The 21679-nt window shown below is 57.3% G+C and carries 20 protein-coding genes, 1 tRNA gene and 3 pseudogenes; 12 read left to right on the top strand and 12 right to left on the bottom strand.

Features of this window, described 5'->3' with window-relative positions; translation table 11 throughout:
* The first annotated feature begins 32 nt into the window (after nt 1-32).
* Nucleotides 33-109, top strand: a tRNA-Met gene (locus AC2FMY_RS09780).
* 69 nt (nt 110-178) lie between these two features.
* On the opposite strand, the gene AC2FMY_RS09775 is transcribed toward AC2FMY_RS09780, so the two are convergent.
* From AC2FMY_RS09775 to AC2FMY_RS09760, 4 genes and pseudogenes are all read right to left on the bottom strand, one after another.
* Nucleotides 179-532 (bottom strand): transposase, encoded by a 354-nt coding sequence (locus AC2FMY_RS09775; RefSeq protein WP_496748517.1) that lies wholly within the window; start codon nt 530-532, stop codon nt 179-181.
* Nucleotides 533-619: 87 nt separating this feature from the next.
* A pseudogene (locus tag AC2FMY_RS09770) lies at nt 620-747 on the bottom strand (DDE-type integrase/transposase/recombinase); the annotation flags it as partial.
* A 34-nt stretch (nt 748-781) separates the two neighbouring features.
* Nucleotides 782-886: pseudogene (locus AC2FMY_RS09765) on the bottom strand (transposase); the annotation flags it as partial.
* A 288-nt stretch (nt 887-1174) separates the two neighbouring features.
* Complete coding sequence (locus AC2FMY_RS09760; protein WP_496748516.1) at nt 1175-2062, bottom strand: LysR family transcriptional regulator; 888 nt, start codon at nt 2060-2062, stop codon at nt 1175-1177.
* Nucleotides 2063-2101: 39 nt separating this feature from the next.
* Between AC2FMY_RS09760 and AC2FMY_RS09755 the strand changes: the two genes are divergently transcribed.
* A complete protein-coding gene (locus AC2FMY_RS09755) occupies nt 2102-2827 on the top strand; it encodes a YHS domain-containing (seleno)protein (protein WP_496807320.1) in 726 nt (241 codons plus the stop codon).
* Between the two features lie 274 nt (nt 2828-3101).
* Here the strand turns inward: AC2FMY_RS09755 and AC2FMY_RS09750 are convergent.
* Nucleotides 3102-3317, bottom strand: a pseudogene (locus tag AC2FMY_RS09750) (IS256 family transposase); the annotation flags it as partial.
* 538 nt (nt 3318-3855) lie between these two features.
* Between AC2FMY_RS09750 and AC2FMY_RS09745 the strand changes: the two are divergent.
* Nucleotides 3856-4512, top strand: coding sequence for a hypothetical protein (locus AC2FMY_RS09745; protein WP_496807319.1), 657 nt, complete (start codon nt 3856-3858; stop codon nt 4510-4512).
* Nucleotides 4513-4773: 261 nt separating this feature from the next.
* A complete protein-coding gene (locus tag AC2FMY_RS09740) occupies nt 4774-6630 on the top strand; it encodes an SLC13 family permease (protein ID WP_496748518.1) in 1857 nt (618 codons plus the stop codon).
* A 55-nt stretch (nt 6631-6685) separates the two neighbouring features.
* On the opposite strand, the gene AC2FMY_RS09735 is transcribed toward AC2FMY_RS09740, so the two are convergent.
* Both AC2FMY_RS09735 and yidD read right to left on the bottom strand, forming a co-directional pair.
* Nucleotides 6686-8332 (bottom strand): acyl-CoA dehydrogenase family protein, encoded by a 1647-nt coding sequence (locus tag AC2FMY_RS09735; protein WP_496807318.1) that lies wholly within the window; start codon nt 8330-8332, stop codon nt 6686-6688.
* Nucleotides 8333-8383: 51 nt separating this feature from the next.
* On the bottom strand, nt 8384-8626 hold the full coding sequence (yidD, locus tag AC2FMY_RS09730) for a membrane protein insertion efficiency factor YidD (protein WP_496747442.1): 243 nt from the start codon (nt 8624-8626) through the stop codon (nt 8384-8386).
* A gap of 268 nt (nt 8627-8894) precedes the next feature.
* On the opposite strand from yidD, the gene AC2FMY_RS09725 reads away from it, so the two are divergent.
* Nucleotides 8895-9653, top strand: coding sequence for a GNAT family N-acetyltransferase (locus tag AC2FMY_RS09725; protein ID WP_496807317.1), 759 nt, complete (start codon nt 8895-8897; stop codon nt 9651-9653).
* Nucleotides 9654-9760: 107 nt separating this feature from the next.
* Here the strand turns inward: AC2FMY_RS09725 and deoD are convergent, their stop codons facing one another.
* The 3 genes from deoD to AC2FMY_RS09710 form a co-directional block, all read right to left on the bottom strand.
* Nucleotides 9761-10474 (bottom strand): purine-nucleoside phosphorylase, encoded by a 714-nt coding sequence (gene deoD, locus AC2FMY_RS09720; protein WP_496747438.1) that lies wholly within the window; start codon nt 10472-10474, stop codon nt 9761-9763.
* Between the two features lie 18 nt (nt 10475-10492).
* Entirely contained in the window at nt 10493-10810 is a 318-nt protein-coding gene (locus AC2FMY_RS09715; protein WP_480751713.1) for an H-NS histone family protein, read from the bottom strand.
* A 111-nt stretch (nt 10811-10921) separates the two neighbouring features.
* Nucleotides 10922-12889: a protein meaA gene (locus AC2FMY_RS09710; protein WP_496807316.1), complete on the bottom strand. Its 1968-nt coding sequence runs from the start codon at nt 12887-12889 to the stop codon at nt 10922-10924.
* Between the two features lie 143 nt (nt 12890-13032).
* Between AC2FMY_RS09710 and AC2FMY_RS09705 the strand changes: the two genes are divergently transcribed.
* The 7 genes from AC2FMY_RS09705 to AC2FMY_RS09675 all read left to right on the top strand — a co-directional run bounded on the left by AC2FMY_RS09705 (nt 13033) and on the right by AC2FMY_RS09675 (nt 19947).
* Nucleotides 13033-14406 (top strand): 1-acyl-sn-glycerol-3-phosphate acyltransferase, encoded by a 1374-nt coding sequence (locus AC2FMY_RS09705; protein ID WP_480751823.1) that lies wholly within the window; start codon nt 13033-13035, stop codon nt 14404-14406.
* Nucleotides 14407-14543: 137 nt separating this feature from the next.
* Nucleotides 14544-15830 (top strand): crotonyl-CoA carboxylase/reductase, encoded by a 1287-nt coding sequence (gene ccrA / locus AC2FMY_RS09700; protein WP_496807315.1) that lies wholly within the window; start codon nt 14544-14546, stop codon nt 15828-15830.
* A 206-nt stretch (nt 15831-16036) separates the two neighbouring features.
* Complete coding sequence (locus AC2FMY_RS09695) at nt 16037-16255, top strand: hypothetical protein (protein WP_496747433.1); 219 nt, start codon at nt 16037-16039, stop codon at nt 16253-16255.
* A complete protein-coding gene (locus tag AC2FMY_RS09690) occupies nt 16194-16913 on the top strand; it encodes a helix-turn-helix transcriptional regulator (protein WP_480751718.1) in 720 nt (239 codons plus the stop codon). The genes AC2FMY_RS09695 and AC2FMY_RS09690 overlap by 62 nt, the downstream gene beginning before the upstream one ends.
* An 81-nt stretch (nt 16914-16994) precedes the next feature.
* The gene (locus AC2FMY_RS09685) at nt 16995-17660 is read left to right on the top strand and encodes an acyl-homoserine-lactone synthase (protein ID WP_496747429.1); all 666 of its coding nucleotides are present in this window, start codon (nt 16995-16997) and stop codon (nt 17658-17660) included.
* 29 nt (nt 17661-17689) lie between these two features.
* Nucleotides 17690-19222, top strand: coding sequence for an ATP-dependent DNA helicase (locus AC2FMY_RS09680; protein ID WP_480751721.1), 1533 nt, complete (start codon nt 17690-17692; stop codon nt 19220-19222).
* Complete coding sequence (locus tag AC2FMY_RS09675; RefSeq protein ID WP_496747426.1) at nt 19219-19947, top strand: SDR family oxidoreductase; 729 nt, start codon at nt 19219-19221, stop codon at nt 19945-19947. The genes AC2FMY_RS09680 and AC2FMY_RS09675 overlap by 4 nt, the downstream gene beginning before the upstream one ends.
* On the opposite strand, the gene AC2FMY_RS09670 is transcribed toward AC2FMY_RS09675, so the two are convergent.
* Both AC2FMY_RS09670 and AC2FMY_RS09665 read right to left on the bottom strand, forming a co-directional pair.
* Nucleotides 19944-20708: a TIGR02186 family protein gene (locus AC2FMY_RS09670; RefSeq protein ID WP_496747424.1), complete on the bottom strand. Its 765-nt coding sequence runs from the start codon at nt 20706-20708 to the stop codon at nt 19944-19946. The two genes, AC2FMY_RS09675 and AC2FMY_RS09670, sit on opposite strands and share 4 nt — an antisense overlap.
* A 1-nt stretch (nt 20709) precedes the next feature.
* Entirely contained in the window at nt 20710-21630 is a 921-nt protein-coding gene (locus AC2FMY_RS09665; RefSeq protein WP_480751726.1) for a sulfite exporter TauE/SafE family protein, read from the bottom strand.
* Nucleotides 21631-21679: the final 49 nt, after the last annotated feature.

Below are 21679 nucleotides of genomic sequence, written 5' to 3'. Positions count from 1 at the left end.
TCAAGGCAAAAACCAAAAGGCCAACAAACCGGCGCGGGATGGAGCAGCCAGGTAGCTCGTCAGGCTCATAACCTGAAGGTCGCAGGTTCAAATCCTGCTCCCGCAACCAAATATAACAAACAATATCAAATACTTGAAGTCAGGCGCAATCCGCCCGCCTCCACATCCCCACTTCTTGTCAACGCTGAGTCAACGTTTGACGAGTCCCCCCAATCCTGGCATCGGGATCAGACCGCGCGCCAGGCTTTCGGTTGGCCGACAGAGAGGCAGATGGAGACGGCATTGGCACGTCGATGGGCCGAGGTTCGCGGGCAACATCAGCCTCAATCTCAATCGGCAAAAACATCACTTCTTGAGCGGACGCATCAGCCTCTGGCGCAAACCGCGGATCCTTCAGCCATTTGAAAATAAGGTTCGCATTGACCGCATACCGCCGCGCCACCTGCGCAACCGACATCCCCGGCGTAACCGCCTGCGCACAAATCTCGCGCTTCTCCTCATCCGCCCAAAACCGCTTCTTCCGCCCGCTCATAGAGTGCCCCTTAGTGTCCACTATCGATGGTGGACACTTAGCCCCCGCTAGCGGCAAGCGTTAGGTCGGGTTCATCGGACGCTTACCCTGGAATCCGTGCTGGCGCAGGAGTTTTTGATAGTCGTGCGAACAGTATTGGCTGCCGCGATCCGTATGGTGGATGCAGCCTGTTGGTGGCTGTCGTAGGCGATAGCCATCTTCAGTGCCCGGATCGCCCCCCTCTCATCGCCGCAAGCGGCGACTGCCGGGCAGGCCAACACCTAAATCGGATGCAACCTGCTTGCGCGTCAGCCCGCTCGTCAGCGCGATCCGCACCGCATCAGCGTGGAATTCGTCCGTCCGTTTCAGTCCCATAGTCAGTCTCCTTTGTTGCAATAAATGCTATCAAAGGAGCGGCATCAAACCGCGACACGTCCATAATGGCCCAGTTTTAGGGGGGAAGGACAATGTTGGAGATGGGCTGGCGCGGGACCCCCATCACAGGCTTTCCTCAGGAGCCAAGAAGACTTGCGTTAGCAGCGAAGAGGTTAGGGTTTGGTGAGGAAGCAGTGATGTGGCTCAAGACCAGTTTCGGCCAAGAGAGAAAGTCCTGACCGCCATCTTTGGAAGATGTGACGTTGCTTATCCGACCCATTGCCTCATTCAGACGCAATTGCCCGCATTCCAATCATATCTCTGAGTCAGCCTGACGAAGGCTTCAACAGCTGGCGGGTGCCGCCGACCTGCAACCGTGATCAACTGTATGTCGCGTCGAATGTCCGGCTCAACAAGGTTGCGTGTCGCTATGCCTGGCAACATGGGCAGATATTCGGGCATCACCGCACAGCCCATTCCAGCAAGAAGCGATGCCTGTATCCACGTTTCCCTGTCGCTTTGATACAGAATGTTCAGTTTCGGCTCTTTTTCTGCATCCAGGCTTTTCAAGTATTCGGAGTACTCGCAGTTCGTTCGGTCCAGGTAATCCTCGTGGTTCAGTGCACTCAAAGGCACCGTATCCATCTGCTCAAATCTGTGACCCTTTGGAAAGGCGACTACGTAGCGCTCGCTGTACAGCGTATGCGCGTGGAAGATTTCGGGAATTTTCGGCATACCCAAAATGGCAAGGTCTAGATCACCTGATTTCATCCTTTCAATCAACTCGGACCCAGGAGCGACATGCAAGCGCAAGTCAAGGTCCGGTATCTCCATCCTCAATCTGCTGATGAAACCGATCATTCGTGATGGCCCGATCGTGCACATGATGCCGAGGTCCAAACGGGCCACCTCCAGCGAAGAAACCTTTTGCGCAAGCGACAACGCCAGCTCACTTGCATCCAGAATCTTTTGTAGTTGTGGACGCATGAGATTGCCGAGCCTGGTGCAGTTCGTTCTATTTCGGGCACGGTGGAACAGCGGTCCACCAAGCTCGTCCTCAAGCATCTTTATGGCGCGAGACAAAGAGGGTTGTGCGACGTTGCATTGTGTAGCCGCTTTCGTGAAATTCAGCGTCTCACAAAGCGTCAGAAAATACCGAATCTGATACATTTCCATTTTTGGCACACTGACTATAGCTCACGTCTATAAAATTAAATGATGAGTGCCAAAAAAATTCAAGTTTATAGATGTCCGCTATTGATTTGGAAGCCAATGGGTATTTCACGAATTGGAAATCAACAGGTAGCGTCAGCTTCATCAGTTACAGATCCGATGGGACTAATCGGTCAACCCCATTTCGGATCACCCGTGAAAGGACTCCAAATGAACATTGTAGATAGGATGAATCTGGCGATGGCGACAGGGCGAAACGCGCTCTTTGCGACTGCTCTTGTGCTGATGGGGGCACATTCTGCATCTGCAGGGGAGGCGGTCAATGCCTTGGAAAACGGCGTGGCGATGGACGGCTTCGACGTTGTCGCATACTTCACCGAAAACTCCCCAAAAATCGGGAGTGCAGAATACAGCGTTGACTACAAGGGTAAGTCGTGGCGCTTCAGCTCGTCTGAAAACGCTACGAAATTTTCGACAAACCCTGCCAGCTTTGAACCGCAGAACAACGGCTGGTGTTCCTATGCCGTTTCTGAGGGTTACGGTGCAGAGGTTGATTTCGTAAACGGATGGGCCGTGATCAACGACAAACTATATCTCAACTGGGATCAAGAAACCCGCGATCTGTTCATCGCAGAGCAAACTACCCGTATCGCGCAAGCCGAAACGAACTGGCCCTTGGTGCATTCCGGCCTCAAGGACGGGACGGTCGAGTTCTACACCCACGAAGCGGAAGGCGCGGCGATCTCGCATCCCCAGACATTGAACTGAAGCGCTGATGTTACTGGGGTAAAACTGACTCGCAACGCATATCCTGGCTGTACGAATGGTCGCGCGCCATTCGTACTATCGTTTATCGCAGATCTGTTGATAGGCGGACAAAGCACGGCCCAATCGACGAATCCGGAGCTCAGATTGATACAAGCCTCCGATCCTGAAGCAATGGTGGCTCTGTTTTCTACCCCGCACACATATTTCAATCACTTAAGCAACATAGCATTGATCTCACTTGATGAGCTATGCCCGAAAGTTGGTGACGGCGTGATCAGGCGGCTGGTTGAATTTGTTTGATGCCGTCGACGAATGCAATGTCCTGAATGATCTCTGGCATGCGGTTTGATCCGTCGAGCTCCCACCATTTGCCCTGCGGCGACATCATCAGTTTGAAGGCCATGGCCAGTCCGGTCTTTCGGCTGAGGTAGCCCTTCGTTTTGCCGGTTCGATGGCGCACCGTGGCGAATGTGCTTTCTATGGCATCTGCACCAGAAACCAGGCAGACAGCCTGCACCGCAAGCTGGTTGCAGCGGACATGGTCCTCAACCATCTCGACGAATTCGTCCCGGGTCATGTAGCCTTTCGGGTCGTCCCCGTCGTATCGGTCGCCCGGCAGGACGGTCAGCACGTTCGGTGTGTTTATCCGGAACGAGTCCCAGTGCTGGGATCGCCAGTTCTGGCAGATACGGTTGCGTTGGAGAATGACGTAGTCGAACCTGGCCTCGCCGAGTACGCAGCCGACGCTCAGCCCGGCCATCCGGCTCCGATCACAACGACCTCTTGACGTTCGAGCATCGGCTGCCCTCAATGATGTGGTGTCCAGACAACCTTATCAGAAATCAGAACCAATGTCCGCTCTGCCCGCATCGGCGACGCAGGATCAGACATACTTGACGTTTGGGCCGGTAATGCGTGACGCGGCTTTCTGATCGGATTCAGAAAATCACGCTCTTCGCGTCGAAGTCTCACGACGGTTCACATGAACCCAAGCGAATTTTGGACAGGTGGCGTAGTGTGCTAACCTGTTGTCATTCTTTCTCATCGGATTTGGATTGAACGACATGGCCGACGCTTTGACTTATGTCCCCCTGCTGGACAGCGATGACGCGCTTGCGAAACACCGTTTTCGCGTGATGGACCCTGGGCACGGGGGCGAGGAAGGTCTTGAGATGCCTATGACCGGCGCCGCCGATCTGGCGGTGACGCTGGATCAGCACTTTGTCAGTTCAGTGGCCTATATACGCGATGCCAGCGGCAAGCTGAGCTGGTTTGCCGGTCTGTTCAAGGGCGGGGCCGAGGGCAGTTCGGTGGGCGTGGTGCAAGAGGCCAAGATGTTCACCACCAGCGAAATCGAAGGCCAGAAGGTCGAAATCGGCGTGGCTGTTCAGCTGCGGATCGAGGCGACCACATTCAAGAGCAACGTTCAGGTCTCGGTCCCCAACATCGCCGCCGAAGCGCAACTGGGGCTGTCACGAGCACAGATGGAGATCAGCGTGCGCGGCTATTCCGGCATTCTGGGCGACATGCTGCCGGTTCCGGCGGGAGTCGATCTGACCTCGTACACCCACTATCTGGAGGCGTTTTCCAAGCTGCAGCGCCATGTGTTCGGCGCGGGAGGCAAGGCGCATTTCTCGCCGGTCGTGCTGGGCAAGGTGGTGACTGCGGGCGCCGGGGCGACGTGATGCGGCGCCAGGCCGATTGACCGGCGCATCTTCGGGGTCGGCTACGCACTATCAGTCGAAAGATCACCATTTGGCGAGATGGGTGTCCGTTGAAACGGGGCTGGGTTAGAGTTGCCGGCGTCTAAAGGAAACTTTGTTTCAATAGGTTGTCAAAAATTGAAACATCATGACAGGATGGGCGAAATAGTCTAATTTTCTTGTCAAACAAAACCGAACAAAATCTCGGTGAAATCTGTGGAACAAATTGCGTTTACGTTCGAGATGGGAGTGGTTTGTGCTCTGCTGGCATTCACCGTTTTCTTGTTCGTATCCGAAATTGTCAGAATTGACCTTTCCGCAATACTGGTCCTGGTCATTGTCGGGCTTCTCAGCTATGCGCCAGGCCTTGAGAACCTCTCGGATGCCACGCATCTTTTCGATGGATTTGCGTCCAACGCAGTGATTTCTATCATCGCCGTCATGATCGTTGGCGCAGGGCTGGACAAAACCGGCATCATGAACAAGGTTGCCGCCGTCATCTTGAAATACGGCGGCACAGCCGAAAACCGGGTGCTGCCGATCGTTTCCGGCACCGTTGGTGTCATTTCATCCTTCATGCAGAATGTGGGCGCAGCCGCCTTGTTTCTGCCAGTCGTCAGCCGAATATCCTCAAGATCCGGAATTCCGTTGTCGCGCCTGCTGATGCCCATGGGATTTTGCGCCATTTTGGGGGGCACAATGACGATGGTTGGGTCATCACCTCTGATTTTGCTTAACGACCTGGTACTGACCGCAAATGAGGGGTTACCCGAAGGCCAAAAAATCGAACCGTTCGGGCTTTTCTCGGTGACGCCTATCGGTGCTGTCCTGATCCTGACCGGGATCGGCTACTTTCTGCTGCTCGGACGATGGGTATTACCAGGAGACGCCGGTTCCGACAGTACCGGAACGGGGCAGGGCACGCAGGAGTATTTGCAGCGGGTCTATGGACTCAAAGCGGATGTCTTCGAGGTGGTCGTGCCCGCGGAAAGCCCGTTGGTCGGGCAGGTATTGGCGGATATCAACCACGAAAACCATCTTTACATAATCTCCACATTCTATCGCGGCAAAACTTCGATGGTTCAGGTCCTGACCGCCGAGATTGCAGCGCCCTGCAGGCTTGCGATCATCGGGAACCGGTGGACGGTTGAGGAATTCGCCCGGAAGTTCAGTCTGACCGTACTTCCGGAACTGGACATTTTCGTCGAGGAGTTTGCACCCACCAATGCCGGAATAGCCGAAGTCGTTGTGACACCTGACAGCAAGCTGATCGGAAAATGCCCGCGCGAACTTTTGTTTCGTAAAACATACGGGATGTCGCTGCTTGCAATTCACCGAGGGGAGGAAACTCTCAGCCACGTAGAAACCGAAACGCATGAGTCCACACAGATCGGGCTTGAGGAATTTCGCGCAGGCGACATGCTTGTTGCACATACCAGGTGGGACAACCTGATGCGGATCAAACGGGATCCTGACTTTGTTGTTGTAACAACAGATTTTCCGCAGGATGAACTGCGCCCGCAAAAGGTCGGCTGGGCCTTGGTCTTTTTCGCGATTTCCCTGTCTTTGATTTTGTTCACCGACGTTCGGTTGTCGCTTTGTCTGCTGACCGGAGCCGCCGGAATGATGCTTACGCGCGTACTCAGCGTGGACGAGGCATACCGCGCAGTCGGATGGAACACCGTTTTTCTGCTCGCATGCCTCATACCACTGGGGCAAGCCGTGCAGAATACTGGAACCGCTGCGTGGATTGCTCAACAAATCATGATCATTTTGAACGGCTGGCCGATTTGGGCACTACAGGCCGGTGTCGCCGTTTTGGCCACTGCCTTTTCGCTCGTCATGTCAAATGTCGGGGCCACCGTTCTGCTCGTGCCCCTCGCCGTTTCCATTGCGGTGGCGGCTGGTGGGAACCCGACCGTTTTTGCGCTTACAGTGGCAATCTCGACCTCAAACAGTTTCATCATCCCGACGCATCAGGTAAACGCGCTGATCATGGGGCCCGCAGGTTATAAAGTGATGGATTTCGTGCGTTCAGGCGGGGTCATGACAGTTCTGTTCCTGGTCGTTTCCCTGTTGATGCTGAATGTGGTTTACTGAGCCAAACATTCCGGCTTGCATGCGATCTCTTGTTGCGAACAGGACGCTCATCGCGTCACCCGCCCAATCGGGTCAGTATGTGACCGCTTTCTACCGTTCCGATGGCACCCGGTAAGCGACCGCCTAGGCCCTCCAAACGCGTGGCGATGAATGCGTCGGCAACTGCCTCGGGCGCGCGGCGCAACAGAAGGGATGCCGTCAGCAACAGTGCCGTTCGCTCGGCAAACCACCGGGCTTCGGCCTCGGGAGGAAGACCATTCCAGCGTTCTTCATGGGCACTCAACGCCGCATCATACCGCCTGTCCGCACCGATGCCCGCCCGCAACTCGGCCCGCAGGATTTCATTGGCCAGGGGATCGCGCGCAAGACTGCGAAGGATATCGAGACAGATCACATTGCCGGATCCCTCCCAGATACCGTTCAATGGCGCTTCGCGATAGAGCAGCGGCATAGGCGTGTCTTCGACATAGCCCATGCCACCCAACACCTCCATCGCCTCGGCAATGACGACGGGGCAGCGTTTGTTGGTGTGAAACTTGGCCAGGGCCACACTGATCCTGGCAAAGGCGCGTTCCTCGACCGAGGTGCCGTCGAATGCCTCTGCTACCCGCAGACCAAGGGTCACCGCGCCCTCCCAGTCCAGGACAAGATCGGACAGGACCGCCCGCATCAGGGGTTGGTCGATCAGCCGCCGCTGAAACGCGCTGCGATGCGTGACCCAATGGTGCGCCTCGGTCAACGCTGCGCGCATCAACCCGGCAGGGGCCATCGCTGTATCCAGACGCGTGTGATGCACCATTTCGATGATCGTGCGCACCCCGGCGCCCTCGTCCCCAAGCTGAAATCCCAGCGCGTCGTGAAATTCGACCTCGGCCGACGCGTTGGACTTGTTGCCCAGTTTATCCTTCAACCGCATGAGGTGGAGCGCGTTGCGCTCGCCGTCCAGCCAGCGCGGCAGCAGAAAACAGGTCAACCCGCCCGGTGCCTGGGCCAGTGTCAAAAACCCGTCGGACATCGGCGCCGAGCAGAACCACTTGTGCCCTCGAAGCCGCCAGTGCTCGCCATCGCGGCGTGCAACGGTGGAATTGGCGCGCACATCCGAACCGCCCTGTTTTTCGGTCATGGCCATGCCAAGGGTTGCGGATTGCTTCGCGGCGATGGGTCGGGTCGACGGATCGTAACCACGCGCCATCAGTTTCGGTTTCCACTCGGCTTCAACGTCAGGGTTCGCCGCGAGGGCCGGAATGGCGGCATAGGTCATCGTCATCGGGCAGCAATGTCCGGGTTCGACCTGACTGGCGAGATAGACCATGGCGGCATGGGTCACATGCCCGCCGGGCTGTTGGCCCCAAGCGATACCGGCATAGCCCGCGGACAGGCTGGTGTTCATAAGCTGATGATAGGCGGGGTGAAACCGGACCTCGTCCAGTCGCCGCCCACCCCGGTCAAACAAGCACAATTCCGGCAATGAGCGATTGGCCTCTCGTCCGGCCTCGCGTATCTCTGCGCTACCCATCGTTCCGCCATATCTGGCCAAGGGTTCAACCTGCCCTCCCGTATGTGTGATGTTTTCGCGCAGGACGGGATCGGTTTCCCACAGATTGCAATCGCCACGAACAGGCGGTTGGTTGTGAACCTCGTGTGTGGGCAAATCAGAGCGGGCGTTGGAAAACATGGCGACCTCGCGAGGCTGGAACGCCATGCCAATGTTCTGCCCGAATGCAGAAGGGTCAAGAATTACGGCGCGTCGCCGTTACTTGGTTTCGTCTCCGGAATGGTTCGGAACCGGGTCGTATCCTGTCCCTCCCAATGGATGACAGCGCCCGATCCGCTTGGCGGCCAGCCAAGCTCCCTTGACTGCGCCATGTTTTTCCAGCGCCTCAAGAGCATAGGCCGAACAGGTCGGTTGATAGCGGCAATTGAACCCGACCCACGGGCTGAAAATCAACCGATAGGCGCGCACCGGAAGGGCCAGAATATGGGCGAACGGGGACATGGCCATATTTTAGCCTTTGCAGGAGTTCGTGCAAGACCTGCACATGTCCAAACATAAGAGTTGCCATATGAAAATGACAACTCTAGGTTGCTTCTTTAGGGCGTCACCACATCCAATTGGCCTGCTGATATTTTCATTTGGGGCTTTTTTGTTTGGCGCTTGGCCGAAATTTGTAAAACAGCGACAGTTGCGGATTGTTTGCACTGGCGCCAGACTATTCACGATGGAAGGTTTGAATATGCCGCTGGATCTTGAGTTCACGACAAGAATGGACACCAACTGTGCGTCATACTGGCGCGAGTATGCCCGTGTTTCAGGGGGGGAGTATCGCGAGTTTTCGGATGCGGTGTTCATGTACTCGAACATCCCTTTGTTCCTTTTCAACAACGTGTTTGTGACCGGGCAGAATGTGGACGCGCTGGACGAGGTTTTTGCGGCGGCGCAACATAGCATTGCGGCCAAGGGCACGCCTGTCTTGTGGCGTATTTGCCCATCTGCTGCGACAGGGGCGGTCAAGGCAAAGCTGGAACAACTGGGCCTGCAACTTGTGGGCCAGCAGCCCGCCATGCATTGCGACCTGACCGAATTCGACCCGGGTGCGAAAGTCGAGGGCCTCAGGATCGAACTGATCGAGGGGCAGTCCGCGCGCCACGACTGGGCGGCGGTGGCCGCCGAAGCGTTCGAGCTTGACCCGGCGTCTTGCAAAGCGATGGCAGAAAGCGAAGGCCAGATTCCGGATTCGGCGTTGACCGAACAATGGCGGTACCTTGGGATCCTTGATGGCAAGCCAGTTGCCACCAGCGCCCTGGGAATGGCGGATGGTCTGGCGGGCGTCTTTGTCGTCGGAACCCTGCCGGAATTCCGTAACAAGGGTATCGGGACGGCGATGACGCTGCATGCCATGGCCGAAGGCAAGAAACGCGGCGCCACGTCTTCTATTCTGCAGGCGACGGATATGGGCAAACCGGTCTATGAAGAGATCGGGTTTTCAACTGTCTACAACTATGACTTTTACGTACAGGCATAGTCTGAAAATGTAAGCCATTGCGGTTCTTAAGGAAAACGCCGCCCGTTCTGGGCGGCGTCGTGTTTCAGGTATGCTGAACCATAAATTCTGGCGTTGATATCCACTGGTCAGGCGGCATCGGGAAACGCGGCATGCAGGGCGATCTCGACCATGTCGCCAAAGCTTTTTTCGCGATCTTCCGAAGGCAGGGCCGCACCGGTCAACAGATGATCCGACACCGTCAGAACAGCCAGTGCGCGGCACTTGTGGCGCGCTGCCAGAATGTAAAGTTCTGCGGCCTCCATCTCGACCCCAAGGATGCCATGACGAACCATCTGTTCGTTCAGGTCGGGGCGTTCATCATAGAAGACGTCCGACGAATAGATCCCGCCGACGTGCGTTGGCGTGCCCTTCGTTTCGGCGGCCTTGGCAGCGGATTGCAACAGTCCCCAATCCGCGCAAGGGGCAAAGTTGAGCTCACGGAGTATCCCTCGCGACGGAGTGCTCAGTGTCGTCGACGTCATCGCCAGAATGATATCACGAAGATTCACGCTGTCCTGCATGGCGCCACAAGATCCGATACGGATCAATGTTTTTGCCCCATAGTCGCGGATCAGTTCATTTACGTAAATGGACAACGACGGCATTCCCATGCCGCTACCCTGAAATGTGACACGATTTCCTTTCCAGGTGCCGGTGAAGCCAAGCATTCCGCGAACATTGTTGATCTGACGGATGTCGGTCAAAAACGTTTCCGCGGCCCATTTCGCCCGATAAGGATCGCCGGGCAAAAGAACCGTTTCGGCAATATCGCCCTTTTCCGCACCGATATGAATCGTCATTTCAAAGCGCCGTTCAGGTCAAATTTCCAGATCGGAAACATCCGCACCTGCCTTGAGGGCATCATGCACCCATTGTGGCTTGCGTCCACGCCCGCTCCACGTTTGATCCGGGTTTGCCGGATTGCGATATTTTGCTTTGGCTTTTGGGCCCTTGCCGACGCGGCGCACATCATCGGTAAGCTCGGCGAGCGAAAACCCGTGCTCTGCGGCGGCTTTTTTGACAGCTTCCAAGGCTTCACGGCGTTCCCGCTGCTCGGCCTCCTGCAAAGCGGTTTCGATGTTTCCGCGCAATTCCAACAATTCCTTGCGGGACATTTTGCCAAGGTCGATAGCCATTATTTTTCCATTTCTACAATTGCCGATCAAACGTGATGCGCCGTTTTCGCGCGCACTACGTTAATATGGGCAATTATTATTGTCTGCTAGAAAAAAATGTGGGGAAGTTTTTTATTCCGCTGCAATCTCTTTCGTTTCAACCAAAATGATCAGATCACCCATGATGGCGTTCAACTCGAAATTCTTTGGGGTATAAACTTTTGCCACCCCCATGGTTTCGAGTTTTTTGGCATCATCGTCAGGAATGATCCCGCCAACAACGACGGGGATATGGCCCAGGCCTCCTGCGCGCAAACGCTGCATCACGTCTTCGACCAGTGGAATGTGGCTGCCGGACAGGATCGACAGGCCGATCACATGCGCGCCTTCCTCAGCCGCAGAAATCACGATTTCCTCGGGTGTCAGCCGGATGCCGTCATAGGTGATATCCATGCCGCAATCGCGCGCGCGGAATGCGATCTGCTCGGCGCCGTTGGAATGGCCGTCAAGTCCCGGCTTGCCGACAAGAAACTTCAGGCGGCGGCCCAGTTTATCGCTTACCGCATCGACGGCAGCTCGCAGATCGTCCAATCCTTCGGTCTTATTCGAGACCGAGCCGGATACGCCAGTCGGGCCGCGATAGGTGCCATAGGCCTTGCGCATCTCTTCGGCCCATTCGCCCGTGGTCACGCCTGCCTTGGCGGCGGCAATCGAGGGTTCCATGACATTCGCGCCGGTTTTGGCGGCATCGCGCAACGCGGCAAGCGCGGCGGTCACGGCGGTATCGTCGCGCTCGGACCGCCATGCGTTCAGGCGGGCGATCTGCTCCTGCTCGACCGCGGGGTCGACGACCATGATCCCGCCATCCTCGGTCTGCAGCGGCGAGGGTTCGCCCTCGGTCCACTTGTTGACGCCGACAACAACGGTTTCATTGCGCTCGATCCGGTTCAGGCGGTCGGCGTTTGATTCCACAAGGCGTGATTTCATATACTCGATCGATGCGACCGCCCCGCCCATCGAGTCGAGGTTGCCCAACTCCGCCCGTGCACCGGATTTCAATTCTTCGACCTTGGCGTCAACGGCCGGATTCCCATCGAACAAATCGCCATATTCCAGCAAGTCGGTCTCATAGGCCAGGATCTGTTGCATCCGCATCGACCATTGCTGGTCCCAGGGCCGGGGCAGGCCCAACGCTTCGTTCCAGGCCGGCAGCTGCACCGCGCGGGCGCGCGCCCTTTTCGACAAGGTCACCGCCAGCATCTCGATCAGGATACGATAGACGTTGTTTTCGGGCTGCTGCTCGGTCAGTCCCAGCGAGTTCACCTGCACGCCATAGCGGAAACGGCGGAATTTCGGGTCGTTGACGCCATAGCGGCTTTCCAAAATCTCGTCCCACAGATCGACAAAGGCGCGCATTTTGCACATCTCGGTTACAAACCGGATGCCAGCATTCACAAAGAATGAAATGCGGCCGCAGAGCGCCGGGAAATCCTCGGCAGGGACGCGAGGCTTAAGCTCATCCAGTACCGCAATCGCCGTTGCCAGCGCATAGGCCAGCTCCTGTTCCGGCGTGGCCCCGGCCTCTTGCAGGTGATAGGAACACACGTTCATCGGGTTCCATTTCGGCACATTGGTATAACAGTACTCGGCCACGTCCGCGATCATCTTGAGCGAGGGTTTCGGCGGGCACACATAGGTGCCGCGCGACAGGTACTCCTTGATCAGGTCGTTCTGAACCGTGCCCTGCAGTTTGGAAACGTCGGCGCCCTGTTCCTCGGCCGCCGCGATATACAGCGCCAGCAACCACGGCGCGGTGGCATTGATGGTCATCGACGTGTTCATCTGTTCCAGAGGGATCTGGTCGAACAGCACCCGCATGTCCCCCAGATGGCAGATCGGCACGCCCACCTTGCCCACTTCGCCGCGCGCCAGAGTATGGTCGCTGTCATACCCGGTCTGCGTCGGCAGATCGAACGCCACGGAAAGGCCTGTCTGCCCCTTGGACAGGTTGTTGCGGTAAAGCGCGTTCGAGGCCTTGGCGGTGGAGTGACCGGCGTAGGTCCGGATGAGCCAGGGGCGGTCTTTCTGCATCTGCGTCATGGGTGAGCCTCGCATTGAATGGGCAATAATATTTCGTCAAAGCGTTCTAAATCGTAATTTTCGGGATATGTCAATTCGCTGCAATGCGGCATCGGGTGTTTCTAAAGATTGTGGCCCTGTTTGATTGGTGGCACTGTGCGGGCATGACGCGAACCGTGGAACTTCCGCTTTGGCTTTTTATCCTGATCCTGCTGTTCGCGGCGGTCACTTTCGCATCTCATTTCCTGTTTCCTTCCGTGCGCTGGTTTTTCCGGCGCAGGTTGGAACGAGCGGTCGAACGACTGAACAAAAAACTGCAGCGCCCGATCCAGCCATTCAAGCTGGCGGGGCGGCATGACATGATTCAGCGGCTGATCTATGACCCGCAAGTGGCGCGGGCCGTACAGCAAGAGGCTAAAGAAACCGGAATTCCTGAAGCGGTGGCATCCGAGCAGGCGCGCCGATACGCCCGCGAGATCGTACCTTCTTTTTCCGCCTTCGCCTATTTCAGCTTTGCGATTCGGGCGTCGCGTATGCTTGGCAATGCCTTTTACAATGTGCGCATGACGTACGAGGACGAACAGGCAGTGGCCGGGATCGATCCGGATGCGACAGTCGTTTTCGTCATGAATCACCGCAGCAACATGGACTATGTGCTGATAACCTATCTGGCCGCCGAACACTCGGCGCTGTCTTATGCGGTTGGCGAATGGGCCAGGGTCTGGCCGCTCAGCGGTTTGATCCGTGCCATGGGCGCGTATTTCATCCGGCGAAAATCGGGCAGCGACCTGTACCGCCAGGTTCTGGCGGCCTATGTCCGCCACGCCACCGAGGCGGGGGTGACGCAAGCCATGTTTCCCGAAGGAGGACTGAGCCTGACCGGCGGGCTGGGACGCCCCAAGTTGGGGCTTTTGAAATACATTATCGAAGGGGTCGACGCGGGGGGTAAGGATGTCGTCTTTGTCCCCGTCGCCCTGAACTATGATCGGGTGCTGGAAGACACCATTCTGACCGCTGCCGCATCGCGCAAGGAACGGCGGTTCCGGGCAAGGATCGGCGTTATCACGGGATGGATGCTCAAACAGGTCTGGCGTCGTGTGACAGGGCGGTACCGGAGGTTCGGGTTGGCCTCGGTACGCTATGGCCTGCCCTTGTCGCTTTCCGCGTTTCGAGCGGAACATCCTAAGGATCTGACGACGGAACTGGCGCGCGACCTGATGAAGCGGATCGGGTCGGCCGTTCCTGTGGTTCCGGGGCCATTGGCATGCTGGCTGATCCTAAAAAACGGCGACATGAACGAAGCCGAACTGACGTCCGAAGTTACACGGATGATGGAGGAACAAGGTATGGTGCCAGACCAGATCAACGGATCGGTCGCGTTTGCCATCGGTCAGTTGGTAGATCGGCGCATTTTGCTGCGCAACGGAGATATCATCTCGGCGTCGGTCGAACGGCGCGACCTGACTCTCTACTACGGACAGTCGATTGCACATCTCTTTGCAAAGGGTAATGCAGGCAATGCCGCGCATGCAAAATAACTTTCTGCAGTCGCAGGGTCATAAAATTTCAAAAACATACCGAAAATCTATTGCATTGTTACCCGGCGGCCAATATCTCATCCATTGAGAACCGCGATTCTGCATTGCGGCAACAGAATAGAAAGAAGGAGGCCATCATGGCTTTGGATACCGACAGCGGCATTGCGTCGTACGAGGCGCCTGAAAAAGACCTCTACGAAATGGGCGAAATCCCTCCGATGGGCTATGTGCCCAAGCAGATGTACGCTTGGGCTATTCGCAAAGAGCGTCATGGCGAACCGAATACGGCGATGCATCAGGAAATCGTGGACGTTCCCCAACTGGACAGCCACGACGTACTGGTCCTCGTGATGGCGGCAGGGGTCAACTACAATGGCGTCTGGGCCGCTCTGGGCAAGCCGATCAGCCCCTTTGACGGCCACAAGCAACCTTATCATATCGCCGGTTCCGATGCCGCCGGAATCGTCTGGGCCGTCGGCGACAAGGTCAAGCGCTGGAAGGTCGGGGACGAGGTGGTGATCCACTGCAACCAGGACGATGGCGACGACGAGGAATGTAACGGCGGCGATCCGATGTATTCACCCAGCCAGCGGATCTGGGGGTATGAGACACCGGACGGTTCGTTCAGCCAGTTCACCCGCGTTCAGGCGCAACAGTTGATGCCGCGCCCCAAGCACCTGACCTGGGAAGAAGCGGCGTGCTATACACTGACGCTGGCGACCGCCTATCGTATGCTGTTCGGTCACGAGCCGCACGACCTGAAGCCGGGTCAGAACGTTCTGGTCTGGGGTGCGTCCGGCGGTCTGGGGTCCTATGCGATCCAGCTGATCAACACCGCGGGGGCCAACGCGATCGGCGTGATCTCTGACGAGAGCAAGCGTGAGTTCGTCATGGGCCTTGGCGCCAAGGGCGTGATCAACCGGCGCGATTTCAACTGCTGGGGCCAGCTGCCGACAGTCAACACGCCCGAATATGCAGAGTGGTTCAAAGAAGCCCGCAAGTTCGGCAAGGCGATCTGGGACATCACCGGCAAGGGCGTGAATGTCGACATGGTGTTCGAGCATCCGGGCGAAGCGACATTCCCGGTGTCGTCCTTTGTCTGCAAAAAAGGTGGCATGGTCGTTATCTGCGCAGGCACCACGGGTTTCAACCTGACCTTTGATGTGCGCTATATCTGGATGCACCAGAAACGCCTGCAGGGGTCGCACTTTGCTCACCTCAAACAGGCGGCGGCAGCCAACAAGCTGATGCTTGAACGCCGGCTTGATCCCTGCATGTCCGAGGTGTTCGCCTGGGCCGATCTGCCCGAGGCGCACATGAAGATGATGCGCAACGAGCACAAGCCCGGCAATATGTCGGTTCTGGTGCAATCGCCCCGCACCGGGCTGCGCACACTCGAAGAAGTTCTGGACGCGCGCGGCTGATCCGGAAATGCCACAAGGAAAAGCACCCGCGAATCACGCAAGTGACTCGCGGGTGCTTTCTTTTCCATTCCCGGGTGAATGGTTCCAGAGCTTTGCCCTCAGATACCTCGCTATTTTTGGGGAATGGAAACCGGTGAATATCTTTCGGAAAGCTGCTCATGCTATGGTTGTGTTAACCCTTCGTTAACCATTCCGGAGAGAGTCTGATGCAGCATAATGAGTGGATACTGGACGTTCTTTCCGACCTCAGAACTTTCGCCGCTGCGAACGGGTTGAATGTGCTGGCCGAACAGCTTGACGACACCAGGCTGATCGCGGCCGCCGAGATTGCGTCTGGTAAAAAAGAGGTACGGGCGCCCGCGCATGCGAAAGAAGGTCGATTTGAACCAGGTCCTAGAGGAGTTGGACAACAGCAGCACGCTTGAAGACCTCGAACGGGTTGCCGACGCACTCCGGGACAGACTGGGTATTGATCACATAATCTATCATTGGGTAGACGGCGCCGGGGACCAATATGGGTGCACCACCTATCCCGACATCTGGGCGGACCGCTATCTTGAGCGGAACTATCATCGGATTGACCCGGTGATTTTGGGATGCTTCCAACGTTTCCACCCTGTTGATTGGAAGAAGCTGGACTGGTCGGGCAGGGTGCAGAAAGCGTTTCTGAAGGACGCTTTGCAGCACGGGGTCGGAAACCAGGGCTATTCCATCCCGATCCGGGGTCCAAATGGCCAGTTCGCGCTGTTCACGGCCAACCACAACTGTGACGACGAAACCTGGAGCAGGTTCACTGAAGCGCATGGGCGAGACCTGATCCTGATCGCGCATTACTTCAACCGAAAAGCGCTGGAATTCGAAAGTGGTCAGCATCCGGAACCAAACCGGGCATTGTCACCACGGGAAGTGGACGCAATGACCTTGCTGGCCCTGGGCTACAACCGTGCTCAGGTTGCGCATTCCCTGTCGATTTCAGAGCACACATTGCGTGTCTACATCGAAAGCGCCCGATTCAAGCTGGGGGCACTGAACACCACTCATGCCATCGCCACCGCGATGAGCAGGGGATTAATAGTGGTTTAACGCCCGCGCGCCCTGATGACAGGATTTTAACCATAGCTTTGTACCCCCTTTGTTCTCAAGTGAACGACGAGGGGAATCGTTATGTTGCGCTATGTCTACGCAGATGAACTGCACAAGTTTCCGAAATTGGCCGAAGGCATGTTTCGCGATCGGGCGGACCAGTTCAAAACCCGGCTGGGCTGGGATGTTCACGTCAATGAAAAGGGGGAGGAGCGGGACAACTACGACGACCTGAACCCCCTTTATGTCATCTGGGAAGAAGAAGATGGCAGTCACGGCGGGTCAATGCGTGTTCTGCCAACCACCGGTCCCGTCATGGTCAACGATATCTTTGGGCATCTGACCGGTGGCGCGCCGATTTGTAGCCCGTTGATCTGGGAAGTCACCCGGTTCTGCCTGTCCCGCGATGCCAGCCCGCGAACCGCCGGTGCGATCATGCTCAGCGGTGGCGAGATCATGGAAGGTTTCGGCCTGACCCACATCGCCGGGGTTTTTGACGCCCGGATGGTGCGGATCTATCGCCTGATCGGGTCATCCCCGGTCATTCTGGGGTCCGAAGGAACCGGGCGTGATCAGATCTCTGTCGGGTTGTGGCCCTATTCGGCAGAGGATTGCATGCGTGTTGCCGAACGTGCGGGCATCTCACGCGAATTGTCGCGGATGTGGTTCAACACGGCCTTCGGCAAGGCGCAGCAGCCCCGGTTCGCCCAAAGCGCCTGGACCTGTCGCACAATTGGTGTCTGGTGATGGCTGGCGCGGCCCTGTAGGGTCGCGCCATGTCCTTGCCACAAGTGAAATTTTCCGACGATCAGGCCACCGCCTATGACAGCATCGCCGAGATGCTGCGACTGGCCGGAGTCGATCTGGATGACGACTCCCTGCTGAAATCTCCGGGTGACGGAAAGTCTGGCGTCATGGCCGTGATCGGCAAGGCCGGATCGGGTAAAACACTATTGCTGGCCCAGCTTTACAAGGCCTTGGCCGACGCTGGTATCAACGTTGTCTCGGGTGACTATGAAAGTCGCAAATCGCGTGACAAACGGTCGCTGGCAATTCTCGCGCCGACGAACAAGGCCGCCAGTGTCTTGCGCCTGCGCGGGGTCCCGGCCACGACCATCCATCGCATTCTCTATACTCCCGTCTACGACCCTGAATACGAACGCATTGCCGAGTGGCTCGAAGGCAATGACGAGCGCCCCGAGATCGAGGGGTTGACCGATGAGGCCCTGGATCGCGCCGCCGCGTTTTATTCCAGGAACAAGTCCATCCCCGGTGCGCTGGCAGCCGCCGGTTTGCGCGGGTCCGATTTCATCACCGGTTGGAAACGTCGCGAAGAGCCCCTGGATATCGGTTTCGTGGACGAAGCCTCGATGCTGGATGACCGACAATTCGAGGATTTGAAGGAAATTTTCCCAACACTTCTGTTGTTCGGTGATCCGGCCCAGCTGGCCCCGGTCAACCAGTCTGGCTCAATGGTGTTCGACGGGCTGCCAGAGCCGCGCAAACTGACGCTCAGCCGCATTCACCGTCAGGACGCGGACAACCCCATCCTTGATCTCGCACACGCCCTTGCAGACCCGCAGATGGGGTTCGAAGAGTTCGAGCGCCTGATCGAAGACACCGCGCGCCGGGACGATCGCGTGGTGTGGGGCCAGCGGGTCGAGGTCGATCTTATGGCGCGCAGCCCGGTTCTGGTCTGGCGCAATGCAACGCGCATTCGGCTGATCAATGCCTTTCGCCATGTTCACGGTGCACCCGAGACCGAACTTTTGGAAGGTGAACCACTGATCTGCGACGGGATCGAGCTGCCCTTGAAACACCGCAAGAAGCGCCTCGATCTTGAGGCGCGCGGGCTGATCAAGGGGGCTCAGGTGATCTATCTGGGGCCGGGGCGCAAGGCAGGTTTTTCACGATTGCACGTGATCGGGGCCGAAGACCCGCAGGTCAGCGCCGCTTCGATCGTCAAGATCGAAAAACCGGACGAAGAGGAACCGTTCATCCCCTATGCCGCCCGTATGGGGGCGACGTTTCTGCATGGCGCGGCGGTGACGATTCACAAGGCACAAGGCTCGCAATGGGAAACGGTTCAGGTCTTTGCCCCCGACATTTATGCCGCGGCACGCATGGGGCGCACCGAAGCGGGCCAGCCCTTGTGGAAGCGGCTGGCCTATGTGGCGATCACCCGCGCGCAAGAGCGGCTGATTTGGGTGGTGCGCAACAGGCTGTCAAAACCGACCCATCCGCTACGGGTGGATGACCTGCGTCTGATCGCTACGCCGGAACTGACATTGGAGGCAGAAGAGACATGAAAACGATCATCGTGACCGGCGCCAGCTCGGGCATTGGCCGGGCAACGGCAGAGTTGTTTCTGGCCGAAGGCTGGCATGTCGGACTGCTGGCGCGACGTGGCGACGTTCTGAACGAATTGGCTGAGGGGCAGCCCAACGCCTTGCCATTGGTCGCGGATGTGACCGACCCACACGCCGTGGTGGCCGCGTTTCGCAGGTTTGTCGACCGGGTTGGGCGGCTGGACGTCCTGTTCAACAATGCCGGGATCTTTGCAAGGGGCGGTACAATTGAGCAAATTGCGCTTCAGGACTGGTACAATTCGGTCAATGTGAACCTGAACGGCATGTTTCTGTGCGCCCGCGAAGCGTTTGCCGCGATGCGCAAACAGTCTCCGCAAGGGGGGCGGATCATCAACAACGGCTCCATTGCCGCGCATGTACCCCGCCCGAATTCGGTGCATTACACGGCCACCAAACACGCCATTACCGGGCTGACCCGGAGCCTGTCACTGGACGGAAGGCCGTTCGGTATCGCCTGCGGTCAGATCGATATCGGCAATGCACGCACGCCAATTGTACAAGGGTTGGTGGAGGCCGCCCAGGCCGACGGGCGAGAGCCAGATCCCACGATGGCGGTCGAGGATGCCGCGCGTTCGGTTCTGCACATGGCCAGCCTGCCGCCCGAGGCGAATGTTCAGTTCATGACCGTCATGGCCACGACCATGCCTTATATCGGTCGGGGTTAGTTATTGCGTAGCAACCGGAACGCGGTCGAGGCTCCCCAACCGGCTGCAATGGCAATTGCCAGGGACATCAGGCCATAGAAAATTGGTTGTTCGCGGGACATGGTATACAGGATGCGTTCCAGCCCTACCTTGCGCACGTCAATGGTGGTTTCAAATTCCGAAATCACCTCGCCCTCACGAGTCAGGAAAATGCGCGCCACATAGTCCCCTTCGGTCAAGTCGGCGGGCATGTCGATGGACGTTCTGAACAAGGTCTGCTCGTCCACGGCCACCGTGTTTTCGCGTATCGAATAGAGATGCGCATGCTCGCGAATGCGGACCACGGCATCGGCAAAGGACTGTGCCCCACGGATGTGCATTGCCGCGCCGACCGAGCGAATGGCGCGTTCGATTGAGATGCGGTAGCGCAGATCCTCGGTATCTGTGATCACCTCGTCGATTGGTGCGCTGGTCGCTACTGCATAAAAACTGGGTGCGGAATCGACCAGAACGCTGTCGACGTTGACCCAGATGCCGAACTTCTTCTCTTTCCGTCGTACCAGCACTGGTTCGGAGGGGCCAGAGACCGCCACGATGACCTGAAGTGGCGCACCGGCAGGAATTGGTGTCTCTCGCTTCACGGCACCAAAGATCAGAATTTCGGAGCCATTGAAGTCAGCCGTGATGGCCACACGATCCTGACTAAGCCCCAGAACAACGGTTTCCTGCGCTGCGGAGGCGGGTATGGCTAATAAAAACAAGGCAATGAACAGGCGCAACATGTCAGTGACCCCCGCTTGCGCCGAGCGAGTACAATTCGGTGGGCTGCAACAACAGATCAAGCGCCAGCTTGCCGCAGACAGCAAGAACCATCAAAGCCAGAAGAATTCGCAATTGCTCGGCTTTCATGCGCGCACCGATTACGGTCCCGAACTGGGCGCCGATGACACCGCCGACCAACAACAGAACGGCCAGAACGACATCCACGGTATAGTTCGTGGTTGCGTGCAACATGGTTGTAAAGGCGGTCACGAATATGATCTGGAATAGCGAGGTGCCAACCACGACCTTGGTCGGCATACCCAGCAGATAGATCATGGCGGGAACCATGATGAAGCCACCACCAACGCCCATGATGGCCGACAGCACGCCGACAAACAGGCCGACGATCAGAGGTGGTATCACGGAGATATAGAGACCCGAGGTGCGAAAGCGCATCTTGAGCGGCATCGCGTGGATCCAGCCGCGCTGACGCCGCTTTGCCGGAGTGCCGCCGGATTTGCGGGATTTCCGAATAGCGTTCAGGCTTTCGATGAACATCAGCCCGCCGATGATGCCAAGGAACACCACGTAACAGAGCTTGACGAGCAGATCGACCTGACCGAGGCTTTTGAGGTAGTTGAACACCACCACGCCCAAGGCAGCGCCGGTCAACCCCCCTATCAGAAGAACCGTACCCATCTTGAGATCGACGGTTTTTCGTCGGAAATGCGCCAGCACACCCGAGAAGGATGAGGCGACGATCTGGTTCGCCTCTGTGGCGACCGCAACCGCAGGCGGGATGCCGATGAAGAACAACAGCGGCGTCATCAAAAAGCCGCCGCCAACACCGAACATGCCGGACAAAACGCCAACCATTCCCCCCAGCCCCAGCAGGAGGAACGCGTTGACGGAAACTTCGGCGATAGGAAGGTATATCTGCATACCCTCTTAGAACCGCAACCGTTGGCAAAATCAACTGCCCATGCTGCCG

This window comes from Ruegeria sp. YKSE079 (genome assembly GCF_059612845.1).
The sequence above is the reverse complement of the archived record's forward strand: the minus strand, read 5'-3'. Positions and strand labels throughout refer to the sequence as shown.